The following is a 20,810-nucleotide window of genomic DNA, read 5'->3' as shown; positions in this document are numbered from 1 at the left end:
GTTGGCCAATCTGGATGACGAATTCGTGATCGAAGTCATCCAGATAGGCCAACGTCGATGCGAGTGGCGGCGCCGGCGCGGCCGACCCGCTCAGCGGGCCGGATCGACGGGGAGGACGGGGAGAAGGTCGGCGACCAGGGCGGCGAGCAGCGCCGTACGCCCAGGCAGCGCCTCCACCAGGACGTGCTCGTCGTCGGCGTGTGCGCCGCCGCCGACCGCGCCCAGGCCGTCGAGGGTGGGCGTGCCGACGCCCGCGGTGAAGTTGCCGTCCGACGCCCCGCCGACCGCCGCGCAGGTCAGCGGCGGCAGGCCCAGCTCGGCGGCGAGCTTCTCGGCCCGGGCGTAGAGCCCCGCCGACGACGCCCCGTCCAGCGGCGGCCGGTTCGGCCCCCCGACCACCTCGACCCCGGCCGCCTCGGCTCCACCGAGATCACCCCCACCGAAGCCCGCCGCTCCGAGATCGCGCCCACCGAAGCCCGCCCCGCCGAGACCGACCCCGCCGGAGTCGGCCCCGTTAAGAAGGGCACCTTCCTCTACGGAAAGCGTTAAGAAGGTGCCCTTCCTTTCCAGGGACTGCAGGGCGGTGTGGATGCGGGACTGTTCGGCGGCGGTGCGGACGCGGACGTCGATCGCGAACTCGCCGGCGGCGGGGACGGTGTTGGTGGTCGTGCCGGAGGACATGAGGGTGGGGGTGACGGTGGTGCCCTGGGCGGGGTCGGCGAGGGCGGCGACGGTGAGGACGTGGCGGGCCAGGGCGATGGTGGCGTTGACGCCGCGTTCGGGTTCGAGGCCCGCGTGGGCGGCGCGGCCGGTGACACGGACCCGGTAGAGGGAGACACCCTTGCGCTCGGTCTTGAGGGCGCCGCCGGGGGCGGAGGCCTCGAGGACGAGGGCCGCGGCGCAGCCGGACGCCTCGGCCTCGATCAGGCCACGGGAGCTGGGTGAGCCGAGTTCCTCGTCGCCGGTGACCAGGATGGTCACCCCGGAGCGGTCCGGCAGCGCCGCGACCGCGTGGAAGATCATGGCCAGGCCGGCCTTCATGTCGAAGCAGCCCGGACCGCGCAGCACCCCGCCCGCCACGGTGAACGGGTGGGTGGCCAGCGAGCCGATCGGCCACACGGTGTCGTGGTGGCCGAGCAGCAGCACCCGCGCCGGGCCGGTGCCGAAGCGCCAGCGCAGGTGCGTACGCCCGTCGAGCACGAGCCGTTCCGGCTCGGCGCCCAGGCGGCGGGCGCCGAGCCGGGCCACGACGTCGGCGCTGCGCGCCACCGCGGCCAGGTCCTGCGAGGGGGACTCGCAGGTCACCAGCTCCTCGATGTCGGCCAGCAGGGCCGGCAGCGCCTGGGTCATCTGGTCGATCGTCATGCGTCGACCTTAGGCGGGTCGACCCTCGGCGTGGCTCGCGCGCCGAAGTGCAGGTACCGCTCGCCGGTGGGCAGGGCGTAGAAGGTCACCGGGATGTACGTCTGCTGGCCGGGCATGCGCACCAGGTAGAGGTCGTCGGCGAGCGCGGTCATCGGGAAGTCCTGCACCGGCGTCGGCGTCAGCTCGGCCAGCGGGCCGGTGACGGTGATCCGCAGCACCGCGCCGTCGAGCACCTCCAGCCGCGACCCGGCCCGCTCGTACGTACCCACGTGCGGGGTCAGGTCGGCGGTGACCGGCTCGGCGGGCGGGGTGAGCGTGCGCGGCATGGCGATCCCGGCCAGCTCGGCGAAGATCTCCCGGTAGAGGTCCTCGTAGAGGTCGCGGGAGTTGCCGCCGTTGGTGAGCAGCGTGACGGCGAGCCCCTGCTCGGGCAGCAGGCGCAGGAACGCCGCCTGCCCGATGGTGTTGCCGTCGTGGCCGATCAGCCGCCGCCCGTCCCAGCCGTACCGGATCCAGCCCAGGCCCCACGAGTCGCCGAGGGAGTGCTTGTCGGGCAGGTCGGCGTGCTTGGCTGCCATGTCGGTGACGCCCTGCTCGCTGAGCAGCCGCGTGCCGTCGGGAGCCAGGCCGCCGGTGAGGTGCAGCCGGGCGAAGCCGAGCACGTCGGCGACGGAGGCGGTGATCAGGCCCGCCGGTCCCAGCGCCCGGGGCAGGCCCCAGACCGGCGCGCGCATGCTCTGCCCGTCGGGGCCGTCGACGTGTCCGACGGCGGCCCGGTGCAGCAGCGCCTCCTCGGGCAGGGTGACGGTGCGGGTCAGGCCCAGCGGCGTGAACAGCCGCTGCCGCAGCGCCGCGTCCCAGGTGCCGCCGGTCAGCCGCTCGATGACGTACCCGGCCAGTGAGAACCCGGAGTTGCAGTAGGACCAGGTCGCGCCGAGCGGGTGGTTCTGCGCCACGTCCGCCAGCAGCGCGGTGTACTTCTCCAGGCAGTCGTCGCCGCGCCCGGTGTCGGTGAACACGTCGCCGTCGATACCGCTGGTGTGGGTGAGCAGGTGCCGCATGGTGACCTGCTTGGCCGTGTCCGGGTCGGACAGCCGCAGCTCGGGCAGCACCTGGACCAGCGGCGCGTCGAGGTCGAGCAGGCCCTCCTCGGCCAGCTGCTGCGCCACGGTCGCGGTCCAGACCTTCGAGATCGAGCCGATCTGGAACACGCTGTCGGTGGTGGCGGTCACGCCGGTGTCGGCGTTGAGCACGCCGTACGCCGCCTCGGCCAGGTCGTCGGGCCGCCCGTCGGCGCCGACGCGCAGGATGCCCAGCGCGGCGCCGGTCACCCCGTGCCGCGCGGCGAGCACGGCCAGCCGCCGCTGCCAGTGCGCGGCGTCGATCGTCCGGTGGCCGGTGCCGGCGTACCGCTCGACCCAGTCGACCACGCGGCGGTTGAGGTCGAGGCGGTGTGAGGGCGGGCCGTCGAGGATGAACAGGTGCGCGCCCTCGGGGTAGAGCACCAGCTCGGTCGGCACGCCCCGCTCCCGCAGCGCGGCGTGCCACTGCTGGGCCTGCCCGATCGGGCAGCGCACGTCGGCGGCGCCGTGGATGACCAGCGTCGGCGTACGCACCTGGTCCACCTGGGCGTACGGCGACATCGCGGCGTAGCGGGCCGGGTCGGCCCAGGGCTGCCCGCCCAGCTCGTGCGCGGCGAGGAAGTGCCCGGCGTCGGAGGTGCCGGCCATGCTGTCCAGGTCGCTGACCACGCCCCCGGCGACCGCCGCCGCGAACCGGCCGTCGCGGCTGGTCAGGTAGCAGGTCATGAAGCCGCCGTAGCTGTAGCCGGTGACCGCTAGCCGGTCCGGGTCGGCCACGCCTTCGGCGACGAGCTGGTCGAGCGGCTCCAGGAAGTCCCTGGCGTCCCCGTCGCCCCAGGCGGCGATCGCGGCGTCGAAGAAGTCCGCGCCGTACCCGTCGCTGGCGCGCGGGTTGAGCAGCAGCACCGCCCAGCCGCGCGCGGCCAGCTCCTGGTGGTAGAGGTGGATCGCGTCGGCGGCGCCGTTCCACGCGTTGTGCGGGCCGCCGTGGATGTCGAGCAGCAGCGGGCGCGGACCGGCGACGTCGTCGTCGCGGATCAGCCAGCCGTGCACCACCGTGCCGTCGGAGATGGTGAACTCGCGCTCCTGCCGCGCGAACAGCCCGGACAGGTCGGGCCCGTGCGCCGTGCGCACCGTCTCGGTGCCCGCGGCCAGGTCCACGGCCACGATCTCGCCGTACGACTCCGGGGTGGCCAGCGCGATCGCGGCGGTGTCACCGGCGACGGAGAGGCCGGAGACGACGCGGCCCGCGCCCCCGACGACCAGGCGGGGTGCGCCGCCGTCCACGCCCACGGCGTAGAGGTGGGTGCAGCCGCGGTCGCGGGCGCAGAACAGCACGGTGCGGCCGCCGTCGACCAGGCGCGGCGCCGCCCCCGGGTAGCCGGGGCCGCCCGCCATGACGTTGCGGTCCAGCGGCGCGGCCAGGTCCACCGGCTCGCCGCCGGACAGCGGCAGCCGCAGCAGCCCGGCGTGCCCGGACGGGCCGTGCACCGTGCCGACGACCAGCAGCGACTCGCCGTCGGCGGTCCAGCTCACCGGCCCGGCGACGCCCTCGGCCAGTCCGACCCGCACCGGCAGGGCCGCGGGCGCGTCGACGTCGAGGACGTGCAGCGGCACCCGGACGTTCACGTCGGCGTCGGCGTCGGTGGCCGCGCCGAAGGCGAGCCTGGTGCCGTCCGGTGACCACGACGGGTCACCGGCGTGCCAGTCGCCCTCGGTCACCTGCCGCACCTGCCCGGTGCCGAGATCGAGCACGTGCAGGTGCTTGCGTACGCCGCGCAGCAGGCCCGCGCCGTCGGCCTGGTAGTCCACGCGCGCGGTGACGATCGGCGCCTTGGCCCGGCCCGAGCGCGCGGCGTCGTCCTCGCCGGGCAGGGCGGTGATGTCCACGGGTGCGGCGAAGGCGAGCCTGGTGCCGTCGGGGCTCCACACCGGGGTGCCCGCGCCGAGCGGCAGCGTGGTCAGCTGCTCGGCCTCGCCGCCCGCGGCGGGCAGCAGCCACAGCTGCGCCGGTCCGTCCTGGGCGCGCAGGAACGCCACCCGGCTGCCGTCCGGCGACCACGTCGGCGCGGCGTCGCCACGGCCGCGGGTAAGCTGCACGGCCTCTCCGTCACTCGCGCCCACCCGCCAGATCGAGTGCACGTTGCGGTCGCCCGCGGCGTCGGCGGTACGCAGCACGTACAGGATCGTGCCGCCGTCGGGCGACAGCGCGGGCTGCTCGGGCACCGCGAAGGTGGTCAGGTCGTCGATGCGCTGGCGTGTGGTCACCGGCTTCTCCTCGCTCGGATGGTCGAGATGTCAGGTCTGCGGGTCATGCGTGCCATGACCCGGCTGGCAGGTGGACGGTCAGCCGGTGGCGGTCGCCGCGGCGGGCGGTTCGGCCAGCCCGTGACACACCGGGTCGTGCGGCGGCGCGGGCGGGACGGTCACGAAGTGGCAGGCGGTCCGGTGCGGGTGCCCGGCGGCGGCGGGGTCACGCTCGCGGCAGACCGTGCGGTCGGCGTGCACCAGCGGACCCACCGGGCAGCGCGGATGGAACCGGCACCCGGTAGGCGGGTGGTGCGGGTCCGCCGGTTCGGCGTCGGCGACGACCGCCGGCAGCGCGGAGGCGCCCGTCGGACCCGCCGCCGAACCTCCGGGCCGGGCGGCCGCGAGCAGCTCCCGGGTGTACGGGTGCCGCGGATCGCGCAGCACCTGCTCGGCCGGTCCGAACTCGACGATGCGGCCCAGGTACATCACCGCGATGTGGTCGCTGACGTAGCGCACCACCGCCAGGTCGTGCGTGATGAACAGCATCGACAGCCGCAGCCGCCGCTGCAGGTCGCGTACCAGGTTCAGCACGGTGCCCTGGATGGACACGTCCAGGGCCGAGGTGATCTCGTCGGCGATGACCACGTCGGGCCGCCCGGCCAGCGCCCGTGCCAGCGCGACGCGCTGCCGCTGCCCGCCGGACAGCTGCCCGGGGTACATGTGCGCGCGTTCCGCGCCGACGTCGACCAGCCCGAGCAGCCGGGCGACCTCGTCGCGGCGCGCCGCGGAGCCGCGTACGGCGTCGCGCGGCAGGGTCTCGGCGATCGACGCGCCGATCGTCATCCGCGGGTCGAGCGAGGAGTACGGGTCCTGGAACACCATCTGCAGCGGCCGGCGGCCGCCGACCCGGCCGTCGCGGCCCAGCGGCGCGCCGTCCACCAGGATCCGTCCGCCGCTGACCGGGTGCAGGCCGACGGCGGCCCGGGCCAGCGACGACTTGCCCGAGCCGGACTCGCCGACCAGGCCGACCACCGAGCCGGACGGGACGGTCAGGTCCACCCCGTCGACGGCGGTCAGCGCCCGCCGCCCGGTGCCGAACCGCACGGACACGTTCTCGAAGCTGAGCTCGCTCATGCCGATCCCTTCGCGACTCCGACCGGGCTGCGGTCGGCGTGCCAGCAGGCCACCCGGCGGCCCGCGCCGTCGGCGACCAGCGCCGGATCCGAGCTGCGGCAGTGGTCGTCGGCGAGCGGGCAGCGCGGCGCGAACGCGCAGCCCGGCGGCGGCGCGGCCGGGTCGGCGGGCCGCCCGGGGATGACGGGCAGCGGCTCGTCGCGGTCGGTGGACAGGTCGGGCACGGCGGCCAGCAGCGCCCGGGTGTACGGGTGTCGCGCCGCGTCACGCAGCTCGGCGGTGGGCAGGTCCTCCACGATGCGCCCGGCGTACATCACCAGCACCCGGTCGCAGACCTGCTCGATGACGCCCATGTCGTGGCTGATCAGCAGGATCGCCACCCCGTGCGCGGCGCGCAGCTCGGCGAGCAGCCGCAGCACCCGCTGCTGCACGGTCACGTCCAGCGCGGTGGTCGGTTCGTCCGCGACGATCAGCTGTGGGCTGCCCATCAGGCCCATGCCGATCATCGCGCGCTGCCGCATGCCGCCGGAGAACTCGTGCGGGAACTGCCGGGCCCGCCGCCGCGGGGCGGGGATGTGCACGGCGCGCAGCCGGTCCACGGCCCGGTCCAGCGCCGCGCGGCGATCGGCGCCGAGGTGCTCGCGGGCCACCTCGGCCAGCTGCGTGCCGATGCGCCGGGTCGGGTTGAAGGAGGTCGCCGGGTCCTGGAACACCATCGCCAGGGACGTGCCGAGCAGCCGCCGTACGGCCCGCGTCGGGGCCTCGCGCAGGTCGTGGCCGAGGAAGTCCAGGCGCCGCGCCTCGACCAGGCCCGGCTCCTCGATCAGCCGGGCCACCGCGAGCGCGGTCAGGCTCTTGCCCGATCCGGACTCCCCTACGATCCCGACGGTCTCGCCGCGCCGCACGGACAGGCTGACCCCGCGCACCGGCGTGACCGGACCGGCCGGGCCGGGGAAGCTCACCCGCAGCTCCTCGACGTGCAGCAGCACGTCCGACCCCGCCGGCGCGACGGCCGGGACGCTCGGCTCCGGCGAGCGCCGTCGGGCTCGCCGGGGTGCGGCGGTGTGCACCCCGAAGCCCTTGGCGACGGCCTCACCGAACAGGTTGAAGGCGAGCCCGGCCAGCACCACCGCGGTGCCGGGCACCAGCGCGGCGGCCGGGTTGAGGTAGATCCCGTTGAGGCCCTCGCCGAGCAGGCGGCCCCAGTCGTACTCCGGCGCCTGCACGCCCAGGCCCAGGAAGGACAGCCCCGCGAAGGCCAGCAGCGCGCCGCCCGCCCCGATGGTCGCGTTCACCACCAGCGGCTCGCCGACGTTGGGCAGGATGTGGCGCACCAGCACGCGCACCCGCCCCACCCCGGCGACACGCGCCGCGGCGACGAAGTCGCGCCCCGCGACCGTCGCGGTCAGGGTCTGCACCAGCCGGGCGAAGGCCGGTGCGCCCGCGAGCCCGATGGCCAGCACCGCGCCGCGCGCGCCCGCGCCGAAGATCACCGCGAACGACAGCGCCAGCAGCAGTCCCGGGAACGCCACCGCGACGTTCACGGTCGCGGTGACCAGGCGCCCCCACCGGGGCCCGAGCAGCAGCGGCGCCGTGCCGAGCAGCAGCCCGGCGAGCACCGCCAGCGCGGTCGCCGCCAGCGCCAGCCGCACCGAGGTGCCGGTGGCCACCAGCACCCGGGAGAAGATGTCGCGGCCCAGCGCGTCGGTGCCGGCCCAGTGCGCGCCCGAGGCCGGGCGCAGGATCTGCGCCGTGTCGACGGCCTCGGCCCGCGCACCCCACAGCAGCGGCGCCAGCACCGCCAGCAGCAGCACCGCGCCGAGCAGCGCGGCCGCGCTCGCGCCCACCGGCGTACGCAGCACGCCCCGCCATCTCGCCCGCCAGGTCATGGCTCAGCTCTCCCTGATCGTGGAACGCGGGTCGAGCAGCGCGAGCGCGACGTCGACCGCCAGGTTCACCAGCAGCACGCCCAGCCCGTAGACGAGCACCACGCCCTGCACCACCGGGTAGTCCTTGGCCAGGATCGAGCCGACGATGGTGCCGCCCAGGCCCGGCCAGGCGAACACGTTCTCCACCAGCACCGTCCCCGCGACCATCGTGCTGAGCAGCAGCCCGCCCAGGGTGATGGTGGCGGTGAGCGCGTTGGGCAGCGCGTGGCGCAGGTACACCCGCGGATCCGGCAGCCGCTTGGCCCGCGCGGTGCGGATGTACTCCGCCTGCAGCACCCCGAGCGTCTCCACGCGCAGGATGCGCGACAGCACCGCCGCCGGGCCGATCGCCAGGGACAGCACGGGCAGCACGTACGAGTCCGCGCCCTGGCGCATCGCCACCGGCGCCCAGCCCAGCTCGACGCTGAACACGTACACCAGCCCGACCGCGACCAGGAACTCGGGCACCACGGCCAGCACCACGCTGGTCGAGGTGAACGCCAGCTCGGCCGGGCGGCGCCGGCCGCCGCGGGTCAGCACCGCCATGAGCAGCCCCAGCGGCAGCGAGACCAGCACCGCGACGGTGAACGCGAGCACCGCCAGCTCGACGGTGGCGGGCAGCCGGTCGGCGATCGTCTGCGACACCGGCAGGCCCGAGATCATCGAGGCGCCCAGCTCGCCGTGGAACAGGCCGCGCAGGTAGTCGGCGTACTGCTGCCAGAGCGGATCGTTCAGGCCGAGCGCCTCCCGGCGGGCCTCGACCAGCTCACGCGGTGCGGAGGTGCCCAGCGCGGCGCGCACCGGGTCGCCCGGGATCAGGTGGATCATCAGGAAGGCGAAGGTGAGCAGCACCCACACCGATACGAGCAGCCGGCCGAGGCGGCGGGCCGCGAAGCGCAGCCAGGCGTTGCCGGCCAGGCCCGCCAGCGTGCCGGAGGGAGCGGTAGCGCTGGTCACCGGCATGGCCTCCGTCACATCCTCGGGTTCGGTGCCCCGATCCTGCCGGGCCGCGGACCAGCGGTCTTGGTACGCCCGCACAAGTCCCACCCCCTTCCCTCGTCGCCTCGAACCACTCACCACCGACGGACCGCCCCCACCCCCTCCCACCGCCCCGTGCCCCGCCCGCTAGCCCGCCCCGCCCCGCCCCGCCCCGCCCCGAAATCGACGTTGGCCTATCACATCGAATCCGAGGAGCTCGAAGTCGATGTGATAGGCCGACGTCCATGCAAAAACGGGGACGGGACGGGGACGGGAGTCGCTCAGCCGAGCATTCGGATCGACCCCGGGGTCACCGCGCCCTGGCTCAGCTCGAACGTGGCGCCCTTGCCGAAGGTCGGGATGGCCGAGTCGACGAACGGCACGATGTCGACCCGCTTGAACAGCGCGTCCTCCGCCGCGGTCCACTTCGGGCAGCCCGCCGTGCCGGGGATCGCGGCGGCCTCCGCCGCGGCAGCCGTGTACTCCGGGTTGTTGACCGAGGCCAGGTTGACCCCGTTCGGCGGGGTGGGGCCGGACAGGAACGCCACCAGCGCGGTGGGCACCGGCACGCCCAGCGGCACGAACGCCGCCTGCCACGCGCCCTGCCCGCCGACGACGAGCTGCCCGATCTCGGCGTCGCTGACCGCCTTGAGGGTGACCTCGACGCCGAGCGCCGACCACTCCTTCTGCAGCAGCTCCGCCCCGGCCTGCAGGCCCGGTCCGACGCTGGTCGGGAAGTAGAACAGCACGGCCAGCTTCTGCCCGTTCTTCACCCGCACGCCGTCCGGCCCGGCGGTCCAGCCCGCGGCGTCGAGCCCCGCCTTGGCGGCGTTCGCGTCGAAGGCGGGCAGCAGCTTCACCGCGTTGCCCTCCCCGCACGGCCCGCCCAGCGAGACCAGGCCGGTCGAGCGCTTGCCGGTGCCGCTGGAGACGACCTGGCCGAGCTGGTCCAGGTTCAGCGCCTGGGTCAGCGCGCGGCGCACGGCCTCGTCCGCCCCGGGCATGCCGGCCTTCTGGTTGAACCACAGCTCGCCCAGCGGCGCGACGGTCGGCCGCTCGTGCAGCTTGGCGGCCTGCAGCCGCTGGCGGTCAGGGCCGACGATGAGCGCCGCGTTGACCTCGCCGGACAGCAGCAGGTTGGCCGTGGTGGTCTCGTTGCCGACGACGCGCAGCACCACCTTGTCCGGCAGGCCGCGCTGGTCGGCCTTCCAGTCGCCGGGGCCCCACGCGTACTCCTTGCGCCGGGTCAGCGTGTAGTGGTCGCCGGTGACGGCCTCGGTCAGGGTGAACATGCCGGTGCCGTCGCCGCCCTGCTTGAGCAGGTTGCGGTCGGCCATGCCCTTCTTGCAGACGATGTGCAGGCTGCCCACGTTGCGGTCGAGGAACGGGTCGGGCGCCGGCGAGGTGACGGTGACCGTGCCCGCCGCGTCGTCGCCGGCCGCGGTCGCCCCGGGCGGCACGTAGACGCCGACGCGGGTGGACGCGTTCTTCGGGTCGCCGACGAAGGTGATGTTCGCGGCGACGTCGGCGGCCGTCAGCGGGGTGCCGTCGGCGCAGGTGATGCCCTTGCGCAGGGTGTACTTGGCGGTGGTGGCGGTGGCCTCCCATTTGTCGGCCAGGCCCGCGGTCAGCTGCCCCTTCTCGTCGATGTTGATCAGCGAGTCGTAGAGGAAGCGGTCGACCTGGCCCGCCACCGACATCGAGGTGAAGTGCGGGTCGAGGGTGCCCGGGTCGGAGCCGAGCACGAGGGTGAAGGTCTTGCCGTCGGCGAAGGACTGGCCGCCGGAGGGGGTCTCCGCGCCGCCGCAGGCGGACAGGGTCAGCGCGAGTGCCCCGGCCGCCGTGACTGTGACTATCGATCTCATGGTGCCTCCGAGGGAAGGTCTGTGGGGCGCAGCCTGCCCGTGCGGGAGGCTGCCGTGTTGGTGCCGCCTGACGAGTCGAAGGGGGCGGTTCCGTACGCCGCTCCCAACGGCCGCGTTCAGACCCGGCGGGTCGCGCGTCCGCTGTGGACGTAGCGGGCACGCCCCGCACCGTCGTCGCCGACGAACACCTGCGGCATGTGCACGCCGAGCTGCGGCTGGACCGGCAGGAACACGTCGCCGTGCAGGTGCACCAGCTCGTTGCGCTCGGGCTGGCCGCCCAGCTCGGCCATCAGCCCGCGCGGCGTCAGGTCCAGCCACACCCGGCCGTCGCCGTCCTGGCTGACGGTCAGCTCGGACACCTCGGAGGCGTACGTGCCGACGTACCGGGAGGCGTCGACCGGGCGCGGCTCGGCCGGCGGCACGGGCAGCGCGGGCACCTCGACCCCGGCCAGCTCCCGCAGCACGTGCGGGATGATCTCGCGGTACGGCCCGAACGGGTTGCCGCCGTTGGTCAGCAGCGCGACCGCCACGTCGGCCCCGGGCACCACGCGCAGGAACGCGGACTGCCCGATGGTGCCGCCGTCGTGCCCGATCACCGGGCCGCCCGCCCAGTCGAACAGCTCCCAGCCCAGGCCCCAGGCGTCGCCCATCAACCCGGCGCAGGGCACGTCGACCTGGCGCTGCCGCATCGCGGCGACGCTGCCCTCGCTGAGCACCACCGTGCCGTCGGCCGCGCGGCCGCCCTGCACGTGCATCCGGGCGAAGGCGAGCAGGCTGCGGGGGTTCATCGCGAGCATCGACCCGGCGGGCGCGTTGGAGCGGGCCAGCGCCCACACCGGCGCGGGCACCGGCTCGGCGTCGGGCCCCGGCTGCACGTGCCCGACGGCGGCCCGGAACAGGATCGCCTCGTACGGCCCGTTCGCCGCGTGCGTCAGCCCGAGCGGGGTGAACAGGTGCTCGCGCATGCACTCGTCGTACGGCTTGCCGCGCAGCACCTCGACGATCCGGCCGAGCACGCAGTACCCGGCGTTGTTGTAGGAGAACAGCTCGCCGGGCGCGAACAGCTGCGCGACGCCGCCGAGCGTGGCGACGTACTTCTCGACGCAGTCGTCGCCGCGGCCGGTGTCGGTGAAGATGTCGCCCTCGAACCCGGCCGTGTGGCACATCAGCTGCCGCACCGTGATCGCGGCCGCCGCGCCGTCGTCGGCCAGCGTGAACTCCGGCAGGTAGCGCCGCACCGGCGCGTCCACGTCGAGCAGGCCCTCGTCGGCGAGCTGCATCAGCAGCGTCACCGTCCAGACCTTGGTGATCGACCCGATCTGGAACACCGAGTCCACCGTCGCCTCGACCCCGGTCGCCTTGCTCAGCACCCCGGCGGCGTGCTCGACGACCTCGCCCCCGGCGGACACGGCCACCGCCGCGCCGGGCACCCCGTGCTCGGCCAGCAGCTCGGGCAGGCGCCGCTGCAGCCACTCATCGATCCCACTCAGCTTCGACATGGCCACACCCTAGGTTCGTCCCAGCTCACGCCGTTCGTCCGCGCCGACGAACCCCCACCCCCGCCGCTGTTCCCGCCGACAGCAGAGAAGGGCACCTTCGCCACGCCTGGCGTAGCGGAAGGTGCCCTTCCCGACGGTTACCGGTCACGGGCGAGGCGGCCGGGGGCCGCTGTACGGGCTGCGGCTGGGCGACGCGCTCGGCGACACCGACGGGCGGGGTCCGTGGCTACGGCTGGGTGACACGGACGGCCGCGGTTCATGACTGCGGCTGGGCGACACCGACGGGCGGGGTCCGTGGCTACGGCTGGGCGACACGGACGGCCGCGGCTCCGGGCCGGCGCTCGGCGAGGCCGAGGGGTCGGGCGAGGCGCTGCCGCTCGGCGACGCCGACGGGCTCGGTGCGGTGCTGCCGCTCGCCGACGCGGACGGGCTCGGCGTCAGGCTGCCGCAGTTCAGCTCGGCGTCGAACGGGAAGTACCGCACCTCGCCGCCGTCGCCGCCGCCGGAGTCGGCGTCGCCCATGAACAGCTCGCGGAGGATGAGCTGGCCCTCGTTGGCGGCCCGGCTGTCGTCGCTCAGCGAGGCGTCCGGGGCGAACAGCGTGCCGACCAGCGTGTGCGAGCGGCCGCGCTGGGTGATGATCTCGGCGGTGGCGAAGTTCCACAGGATGAACGGCGCCTGGGCGCTGGAGACGCCGGACTGCTCCGGCACCGTCCAGTCGAAGACGTCGTCCACGTCGGCGGTGTCCACATCGATGAGCAGCGGCGCCGTCGCGCTCGGCGCGTTGCGGTAGACCAGCGTCGCGATGTTGTCCAGCTGCCCGGCGGACAGGCGGAGCACATTGGTGGTGCCCGGGGTCAGGGTGAGGTAGGCGGTGGCCCCGGGCGGGATGTCGGCGGGCAGCGCGCGCCCCTGCGCGTCGCGGAGCACGACGTTGCCCGCGCACCGGGCCAGAGCCCGTGCCGACGCGCGGAAGTCGGCGAACGCCGCCCCGAAGTCGATCACGTCCACCGGCCCGACCGAGGCGATCGGCTGCTGCGTGGTCAGCTCGACGCGCGGGCTGCTCTCGTAGGTGGCGCCCGCCCGGACGATCCGGGTCGGCACGGTCGGCAGCATGTCGTCGTCGTCATTGCGCACGTCCGCGCCGCGCAGGTCCTCGACCTTGGCGTACCCGCTGTTCAGCACCTGCAGCACGCCTTCCGGCGCACTGTCCTCGAAGTCGATCTCGTCGCCCACCACCAGGGCGCTCGGCTGCGCGTCGCCGTCCACCCGGAACGTGCCGGGCGTGCGCGAGGCGATGGTGAAGGGTCCCTCGAGCGTGAGGTCGCCGCCCATCGCCACCGGACCCTCGATCCCGGTGCCGTACAGCGACACCGACGACTCGGCGAACACGTGGAAGCCCAGCGCCGCCGCGGTCGGCCGGGCCGGGCTCGCGGCGCTCGCCGGGCTGGTCGCACCGACCAGCGCGGACGCCAGGAGGGCCGCCGTGCCGACGGTGGCTGAGGTGGCGACGAGGCCACGACCTGCTTTTCGCATCTTCGTCCTATCCGGTCCCTGCCGGAGCGGCGATTCGCCCGCTCCGAAGCTGCTGATGCGGCAGTCCACCCCCCGGGGCGATGCCATGCCTGACCGTATAGGCGGGCCATGGGCCGTGTGGGCGAATTGTCATCATCCGTCCGTATAGCGGCGAACGGCTGCGCAAACTGATCACACTGTCGTTCACGCGACTTCGCGCCGGCCCGGTCGCCCCTATCGTGCAGTGGCCCCGGCCGTACCACCGTCACGAAGGAACCTCACATGCCGCACCGCCTCCGCCGCACCGCGCTCGCGCTGGTCGCGGTGGCCGCCCTCGCCGGCCCGCTGGCCGCGTGCAAGGACTCCGGCACGCCGTCCGCCGCGCCGAGCGCGGTCACCGAGCTCAGCCCGTCCGCCGCGCCGCCGTCGGCCGCCGCCTCGCCGGCCGCCGCGTCACCGATCCCCCAGGCGCCGGTCAACAAGGTCCCGACCTGCGCCCAGGTCAAGGACGCGATGGTACGCGGCAGCATCGACCCCTACGGCGCCTTCGGCGCGGACGGCGCGCCCCTGACCGAGGGCATCTTCGGCGGCGAGGACGGCCTGGTGCTGGCCGTGCAGGAGGCGTGCACCACCGGTGACCTGGGCGGGAAGATCGGTAAGGTCACCGTCGGCACCATCATGAGCAGCCTCGTCGACACCACCGGCCGCTGGTGGGGCGTCATGCTCTGCGTCAAGCCGGGCGACCGGGCACAGTGCACCGTCCACTTCGTGCTCGACGACCGCGACCCGATCGAGTCGGTCAGCATCGCCGGCCACAAGCTGACCGTGGTCTACCTGACCCGCCCCGACGACGCCGGCTCGGCCGCAGTCAGCGTCCGGCGCACCGCCGTGTACGGCGTCAGCGGCACCACCCTCACCGAGCTCTCCCACACCGACACGCCGTACACCCCGTGACGCGGCGGCTCTTCCGGTGATCGGAGCTCCGTGCACGCTGTCGCCGCGGCGCGCACGGAGCTCCCGGTCGGCGTCAGCGGGCCGCGGCCGCGACGACGCCGTTGATGGTCGGGGTGTCGAAGAAGACGTGCAGCGGCAGGTCCACGTCGAGGCGGCGGCGCATCCGGGCGGCGATCTTCGTGACGGTGAGCGAGTGCCCGCCGAGGTCGAACAGGTCGTCGTCCGGCCCGATCTCGCCGTGGCCGAGCACCTCCCGCCAGATCTCGTACACCTGCAGCGCCAGGCCCGTGTACGGCCGCTCCTGCGCCTGCGGGGTGAGCGGCGTGCCGGTCAGGGCGGCCAGCGCGGCCCGGTCGAGCTTGCCGTTGGCGTTGCGCGGCAGCTGCTCGACCAGCGTGAACGACGACGGCACCAGGTGCGCGGGCAGCGCGGCGGCCAGGTGCTCGCGCAGCCGGGCCGCGTCGGGCGTGCCGACGACGTACGCCACCAGCTCCTCGCCGGACGGCGACACGGTGACCGCCGCGTCCACGACGGACTCCGCCGCCCGCAGGTGCGCTTCGACCTCCCCCGGCTCGACCCGGTACCCGCGCAGTTTCACCTGGTCGTCGCTGCGTCCGTGGAACTCCAGCGAACCGTCCGCCGCCTGCCGCACCCGGTCGCCGGTGCGGTAGAGGCGTCCCAGGGGCGTGTCCACGAACCGCGAGGCGGTCAGCTCCGGCCGGTTCAGGTAGCCGCGGGCCACCCCGGCACCGCCCAGGCACAGCTCGCCGAGCACGCCCGGCGGCACCGGCCGCAGCGCCGCGTCCAGCACGTACGCGGTCGTGTTGGCCAGCGGGCGACCGATGGTGACGGGTCCGTCGCCGGTCAGGTCGGCGCAGGTGGACCAGACCGTGGTCTCGGTCGGGCCGTACAGGTTGACCAGCCGCTTCGCCCGCGCCCGCAGCAGTGCGGCGACCGGCTCGGGCAGCGCTTCGGCCCCGGCGACCGCCACCACGTCCGGCTCGTCGAAGCCCGCGTCGAGCAGCCGCCGCCACGTCGACGGGGTGAGGTGGGCGTGCGTGACGCCGGTGGTGCGCAGCAGCTTGAGCAGCAGCTCGCCGTCGAGTGCCTGCTCCCGGGTGGCCAGCACCACGGTCCCGCCGGTGGCCAGCGGCAGCCACAGCTCCGGCACCGACATGTCGAACGCGGCCGACGCCACCGCGAGCCACGCGTCGCCCGGCCCGGTCGGCAGCACCTCGCCCAGCGCGTGCAGCAGGTTCACGACCCCCCGGTGCTCGACCAGCACGCCCTTCGGCCGCCCGGTCGAGCCCGACGTGTAGATCACGTACGCCAGACCCGGCGCAAGCCGACCGGGCATGGCCACCCCGTAGAACCCGGTGACGTCGGTCGGCACCGTCGCCCCCTCGCCGTCCGGCACCAGCAGCACGGCCGGCCGGGCGTCGGCGAGCAGCTCGGCGCGGCGCGCGGGCGGGTGCTCGGGGTCCAGCGGCAGGTACGCCGCACCGGTGCGCAGCACGCCGAGCAGCGCCGGGATCAGGCGCGAGGTGCGCGGCAGGCACACCGCGACCAGGTCCCCCGGGCCCACGCCGCGCGCGGCGAGCGCCCGCGCGACCGCGTCCGCCTCCGCGTCGAGCTGCGCGTACGTCATCGCACTGTCGGCGGCGACCACGGCCACGGCGTCCGGCCGCGCGGTGATGGTCGCGCCCACCAGCTCGTGCAGGGTCCGCGGCCCGGGGATCGGGCGGGCGGTGTCGTTCCAGGCGGTCAGCAGCCGCCGCTCGTCCGGGCCGAGCAGGTCGAGCCGGTGCAGGGGTGCGTCCGGGTCGGCCGCGAACCCGGCGAGCAGCGCGCGCAGGTGCCCGCCGAGCCGCGCGGCGTCGGCGGGGTCGAGCCGCGCGGGGTCGAGGTGCAGCAGCACCGGCAGCTCCCGCGCCGCCGGGTCGTCGAGCACCTGCACGTGCAGGGCGTTGCGAGCGGCGTGGTGGTGCGCGGTCCACTCCACCCGCGCGGTGAGCCCGGCGAAGACCGGCTCCGGCCGGGCGCGGCGGCGGTAGCTGATCGACACCGGGGTGAGCGCGGCCCGTGGCGACAGCCCGGACACGGCCCGCGACAGCGGCACCGCGCGCACCGGGTACGTCTCCCGCAGCCGCCGCCGCACCTCGGCGACCCGCTGCCGCGCCGTCACCCCGTCGCCGGCGGACGTGCCGGGCACACCGATCGGCAGCTCGTTGACGTACAGCCCGATCCGGTCGTGCTCGGACACCGCGCGCGTGCCGAGGTCGACGCCGACCACGGGCGACGGATCGCCGTACCGGTCCAGCAGGGTGAGCAGCCCGGCCAGCACCACCTCGAACACGGTCGCGGCGAGCGCCCGCGCGGTGGCCCGCACCGGCTCGGCGGCGAGGTCCAGCGGCACCACGACCCCGGGACTCGCGGCCGCGCCGGTGCGCCCGCGCAGGCCGGGCAGACCGGGCTCGGCCGCGGGGACGTACGCCGCCGACCAGTGGGCCACCGCCGCCTGCACCGGATGCACCGGCGGCGCGGCGTCCCCGAGCGGAGGCAGGTCCACTCCGGAGTACTCGGCGGCCAGGTCGGCGAGCAGGATCTCCTTGGACTCCCCGTCGAACACCAGGTGGTGCGCGACGATCAGCAGCAGGTGCCGCCCCGGCCCGGCGGGCAGCAGCTCGATCCGGACCAGCGGACCCGCCGCCAGGTCGAACGGCGCGAGCGTCCGCTCCCGCAGGAACGCCGTGCGGTCCCCCGGGGCGTCGCACACCACCAGCGTGGGCGCCGACGCCGCGGGCACCGGCCGCAGCTCGCCGTCGACCTCGGCGAACGCCGTGCCCAGCACCGGGTGGCGGGCCACCACCGCCGCGCACGCCCCGGCGAGCCGGGCGACGTCCAGCGGGCCGTCCAGCCACACGGGCAGCGGCATGTGGTACGCCGTACCGGCCAGGCCCAGGTGCTCGGTCAGCCACATGCCGTGCTGGGCGGGGGTGGCGGTGCTCATCGATGCTCCTCCTGCGGTGTGGCGGGGGCGAGCTCGCGTACGGCGTCGCCCAGCAGCGCGGCGACCCGCCCGGCGAGCTCGTCCACCGTGGACGGCGCGAACGCGTGATGGTTGAAGAGCAGGTGCGCGACGAGCGCGCCGTCGGGCTGCTCGACGACGGCGAGTTCCGGTGCCTGGAGGTCGGGCTCGCCGCCGGGGGTGGGCCAGTCCGCGTCCAGCGCCCGGGGCAGGTCGAACGCCTCCGACTCCAGCCCCGGCAGGTGCGCCTGGCCGCCCCAGCTCTCCACCCGCAGCCACGCGGCTCCGGGGTGCCGCAGGTAGAACTCGACGAACGGGTGGTGCTGGTGGTCCAGCGCGTCCAGCACCACGCCCCGGGTGCGAGCGAGCAGCCCGGCCGGGCCCGGCTCGCCGGAGGTGTCGACGCGCAGCAGCAGCGACTGGCTCAGGCAGCCGACCAGCGTCTCGCTGCCGGGCCGGGTGCGGCCGGGCACGGGCGACATGAGCACGATGTCGTGCGTGCCGGTGCGTTCGGCCAGTGCCGCCGCCCAGCACGCCGCGATCAGCATGAACGGCGTCGCCCCGTGCGCGGCCGCGGCCCGGCGCAGCCCGTCGCCGAGCCCGGCGGGCAGCGGCACCTGCCGCTGCGCGCTGCGCAGCCGGGTCGCGACCTGCCGGCCCCGGAACGGCACCAGGCCGGCCGGTGCCCCGTCGAGCACCCGCCGCCAGTGCGGCAGCGTGCGCGGCCACTGCGCACGGGCGTGTGCGACGAAGTCCCGCAGCGCCGTCACCGGCGGGGGCGGCGGCAGCGGGTGCCCGCCGCGCAGCGCCGCGTACGCCAGGCCCAGCTCGCGCAGCAGCACGCCCATCGAGGCGCCGTCGCAGACCAGGTGGTGCACGGCCAGCCCGAGCACGTGGTCGTCGGGGGCGAGGCTCGCCACCATCGCCCGCACCAGCGGGCCCCGGGTCGTGTCGAACCGCAGTTCCCGGTCCGCGCGGCACAGCTCGCCCGCGTGGTCGAGATCGCGTGCCGGCTCCGCCGTCACCACGGGCGGGCAGTCGGCCAGCACCCGCGCCCGGTCCGTGCCGGAGGAGTCCCGGTCGAACACCGTCCGCAGTGCCTCGTGCCGCCGGACCACCTCGGCCAGCGCCCGTTCCAGCAGCTCGGGATCCAGCTCGTCGCGCACCCGGATGCCGACGCTGATCGGCCCCACGTCGCGCGGCTCGCCCGTGGCCCACATCCAGGCGAGCATGCTCTCCTGCGTCGAACTCAACGGCACCGCGTCCCCGCGCTCGGCGTCGGCCCGCCCGGTGCCGGGGAGGTCGGCGGCCGTGGCGAGGTCGGCTGTGGCGAGGTCGGCTGTGGCGAGGTCGGTCGGAGCGAAGTCGGTTGCGGCGAGGCCGGCCGCAGCGAGGTCGACGGCGGCCAGGTCAGCTGCGGCCAGGTCAGCTGCGGCCGGTTCGGCGGCGGCCGCGATGCGGGCGGCCTGCGCGGCGAGCACGGGGGCTTCGAAGATCAGCGACACCGGGACCGCGGTGCCGAAGCGCTCCGACGCGGCGGCGGCCAGGCGGGTGGCCCGCATCGAGTCGCCGCCGAGGGCGAAGAAGTCGTCGCCCGCGCCGACCTCGGGCACCCGCAGCGCCTCCCGCCACAGCGCGGCCAGCGCGGTCTCCGCCCCGGCGCGCGGCGCGACCCGGGCCGGGGCCTGCTCGAACAGCGCCCGCAGCGCTCCCTTGACCACCTTGCCGCCGTCGTTGCGGGGCAGGTCGTCCACTGTGATCAGCCGGGTGGGCAGCTCGTACGCGGCCAGCCGGTCGGCGAGGAACGGCCGCAGCCCGGCCAGCGCGGACGGGTCGCGCAGCACCACCGCGGCGGCCACCGTCGCGCCCATCACGGGGTGCGGCAGGCCCAGCACCGCGGCGGCGACCACCTGCGGGTGCTCGTGCAGGGCGGCCTCGACGCGCAGCGTGGACACCCGGTGCGCCCCGGCGTTGACCAGATCGGACTCCCGGTCGACGAGGTAGAGGTAGCCGTCGGCGTCGCGGCGGCCGAGGTCGCCCATGCGCACCCAGCCGTCGCGGAACACGGCCGCGCTCGCCGCCGCGTCGCCGTGGTAGGCGCGGGCCGCGTCGCCCGCGTACAGCCACACCTCGCCGACCTCGCCCGGCCCGGCGAGCGCGCCGTCACCGGTGAGGATGCGCAGGTCCGCCCCGCCCTCGGGCCGTCCCACCGAGTCGGGCCGGTCGGGATCGAAGACCATGCTGGTGTACGCCGGGGCGGCCTCGGTGGAGGTGTAGTTGTTGACGACGACCGCCTCGGGCAGCGCCCCGGCGAGCGCCCGGCCCAGCGCGGGCGGCAGCGCGGCGGCGGTGCACGAGACGAGCTGCACGTCGTCGAGCCCGTCGAGGACACCCGCCTCCAGCAGCGCGCTCGCCATCGCGGGCACCAGGAACAGGGTGCCCGCGCGTAGCGTGCGCGCGGTGTCGGCGTACGCCCGCGGGTCGAAGGCGGGCAGCACGACCATGGTGGGCCGGGCGACCAGGGCGGTGACCAGCATGGTCTGCGCGGCGTTGGTGCCCAGCGGGAACGCGTGCAGCGCGTGGCGCGAGTGGGCCAGCGGCGGCCGGGCCGGGTCCAGCCCGAAGGTCAGGCTGGCATGGCTCGCGGTTACGCCCTTGGGGGTGCCGGTGGTGCCCGAGGTGTAGACGATCTGCGCCGGGCGGCCGGGCTCGACGGCGGGCAGTGGCGCGTCGGCACCGCTGTCCAGCTCGGACAGTGCCCAGCCGCCCCCGCCGACCACGGCCGCCGCGCCGCTGTGCGCCAGCAGTTCGGCGACGCGCGCCGCGGGCAGCTTCGCGCCGACCGGCACCGCGACCGCGCCGATCCCGGTGACCGCCGCGTACGCGACCGCGTAGTCGAGCCAGCGGTCCCCGTCGTACACCAGCGCGACCCGGTCGCCGGGCGCGACGCCCTTGCCGAGCAGGCCGTGCCCGGCCGAGACGGCTCGCGCGTGCCAGTCGCGGGCGGTGAGCCCCGCACCCTCGGCGGGGCCGGTCGCCGGCCGCAGCGCCACATGTTCGGGTCGCGCCGCGGCGAGGGCGGCCAGCAGGTCCGGGAGGGTGCGGGGCGTCATGCGATCAGAGCAGCCACAGCGGGACGGCCGCGGCCAGTGCCTGTGCGCCGGTGTCGTTGGGGTGGATGTGGTCGCCGCTGTCGTAGGCGGGCAGGACCT

At 75.4% G+C, this 20,810-nt stretch carries 11 protein-coding genes; 1 reads left to right on the top strand and 10 read right to left on the bottom strand.

Going from position 1 to position 20,810, the window contains the following annotated elements; all coding sequences use genetic code 11:
• Positions 1–90: 90 nt before the first annotated feature.
• The 8 genes from AB0J67_RS30095 to AB0J67_RS30060 form a co-directional block, all read right to left on the bottom strand.
• Positions 91–1,365 (bottom strand): M20 family metallopeptidase, encoded by a 1,275-nt coding sequence (locus tag AB0J67_RS30095; RefSeq protein ID WP_363487124.1) that lies wholly within the window; start codon positions 1,363–1,365, stop codon positions 91–93.
• Positions 1,362–4,715 (bottom strand): serine hydrolase, encoded by a 3,354-nt coding sequence (locus tag AB0J67_RS30090; protein ID WP_363487122.1) that lies wholly within the window; start codon positions 4,713–4,715, stop codon positions 1,362–1,364. The genes AB0J67_RS30095 and AB0J67_RS30090 overlap by 4 nt, the downstream gene beginning before the upstream one ends.
• Before the next feature lie 78 nt (positions 4,716–4,793).
• A complete protein-coding gene (locus tag AB0J67_RS30085) occupies positions 4,794–5,831 on the bottom strand; it encodes an ABC transporter ATP-binding protein (protein ID WP_363487120.1) in 1,038 nt (345 codons plus the stop codon).
• On the bottom strand, positions 5,828–7,720 hold the full coding sequence (locus AB0J67_RS30080) for a dipeptide/oligopeptide/nickel ABC transporter permease/ATP-binding protein (RefSeq protein WP_363487118.1): 1,893 nt from the start codon (positions 7,718–7,720) through the stop codon (positions 5,828–5,830). The genes AB0J67_RS30085 and AB0J67_RS30080 overlap by 4 nt, the downstream gene beginning before the upstream one ends.
• A gap of 3 nt (positions 7,721–7,723) precedes the next feature.
• A complete protein-coding gene (locus AB0J67_RS30075) occupies positions 7,724–8,716 on the bottom strand; it encodes an ABC transporter permease (RefSeq protein WP_363487116.1) in 993 nt (330 codons plus the stop codon).
• Positions 8,717–9,018: 302 nt separating this feature from the next.
• Entirely contained in the window at positions 9,019–10,602 is a 1,584-nt protein-coding gene (locus AB0J67_RS30070; protein WP_363487114.1) for an ABC transporter substrate-binding protein, read from the bottom strand.
• 116 nt (positions 10,603–10,718) lie between these two features.
• On the bottom strand, positions 10,719–12,101 hold the full coding sequence (locus AB0J67_RS30065) for a serine hydrolase (RefSeq protein ID WP_363487112.1): 1,383 nt from the start codon (positions 12,099–12,101) through the stop codon (positions 10,719–10,721).
• A 144-nt stretch (positions 12,102–12,245) separates the two neighbouring features.
• The gene (locus AB0J67_RS30060) at positions 12,246–13,637 is read right to left on the bottom strand and encodes a collagen-binding domain-containing protein (protein WP_363487110.1); all 1,392 of its coding nucleotides are present in this window, start codon (positions 13,635–13,637) and stop codon (positions 12,246–12,248) included.
• A gap of 261 nt (positions 13,638–13,898) precedes the next feature.
• Between AB0J67_RS30060 and AB0J67_RS30055 the strand changes: the two genes are divergently transcribed.
• Entirely contained in the window at positions 13,899–14,570 is a 672-nt protein-coding gene (locus AB0J67_RS30055) for a hypothetical protein (RefSeq protein WP_363487108.1), read from the top strand.
• Positions 14,571–14,643: 73 nt separating this feature from the next.
• Here the strand turns inward: AB0J67_RS30055 and AB0J67_RS30050 are convergent, their stop codons facing one another.
• Together AB0J67_RS30050 and AB0J67_RS30045 are read right to left on the bottom strand one after the other, a co-directional pair.
• Positions 14,644–17,580 carry an amino acid adenylation domain-containing protein gene (locus tag AB0J67_RS30050; RefSeq protein ID WP_363487106.1) on the bottom strand — a complete coding sequence of 979 codons (2,937 nt, stop codon included), beginning with the start codon at positions 17,578–17,580 and terminating at the stop codon, positions 14,644–14,646.
• Entirely contained in the window at positions 17,577–20,711 is a 3,135-nt protein-coding gene (locus AB0J67_RS30045) for an AMP-binding protein (RefSeq protein WP_363487104.1), read from the bottom strand. Before AB0J67_RS30045 ends, AB0J67_RS30050 begins: the two co-directional genes overlap by 4 nt.
• Positions 20,712–20,810: the final 99 nt, after the last annotated feature.

The sequence above is a fragment of the Catellatospora sp. NPDC049609 genome, from assembly GCF_040675365.1.
GTDB lineage: Bacteria > Actinomycetota > Actinomycetes > Mycobacteriales > Micromonosporaceae > Catellatospora.
The sequence above is the reverse complement of the archived record's forward strand: the minus strand, read 5'-3'. Positions and strand labels throughout refer to the sequence as shown.

Coding starts and splice junctions, on each gene's coding strand:
- AB0J67_RS30050 (WP_363487106.1), bottom strand. CDS start 17,580: ATGAGCACCGCCACCCCCGCCCAGCACGGCATGTGGCTGACCGAGCAC.
- AB0J67_RS30060 (WP_363487110.1), bottom strand. CDS start 13,637: ATGCGAAAAGCAGGTCGTGGCCTCGTCGCCACCTCAGCCACCGTCGGC.
- AB0J67_RS30095 (WP_363487124.1), bottom strand. CDS start 1,365: ATGACGATCGACCAGATGACCCAGGCGCTGCCGGCCCTGCTGGCCGAC.
- AB0J67_RS30085 (WP_363487120.1), bottom strand. CDS start 5,831: ATGAGCGAGCTCAGCTTCGAGAACGTGTCCGTGCGGTTCGGCACCGGG.
- AB0J67_RS30055 (WP_363487108.1), top strand. CDS start 13,899: ATGCCGCACCGCCTCCGCCGCACCGCGCTCGCGCTGGTCGCGGTGGCC.
- AB0J67_RS30080 (WP_363487118.1), bottom strand. CDS start 7,720: ATGACCTGGCGGGCGAGATGGCGGGGCGTGCTGCGTACGCCGGTGGGC.
- AB0J67_RS30070 (WP_363487114.1), bottom strand. CDS start 10,602: ATGAGATCGATAGTCACAGTCACGGCGGCCGGGGCACTCGCGCTGACC.
- AB0J67_RS30045 (WP_363487104.1), bottom strand. CDS start 20,711: ATGACGCCCCGCACCCTCCCGGACCTGCTGGCCGCCCTCGCCGCGGCG.
- AB0J67_RS30065 (WP_363487112.1), bottom strand. CDS start 12,101: ATGTCGAAGCTGAGTGGGATCGATGAGTGGCTGCAGCGGCGCCTGCCC.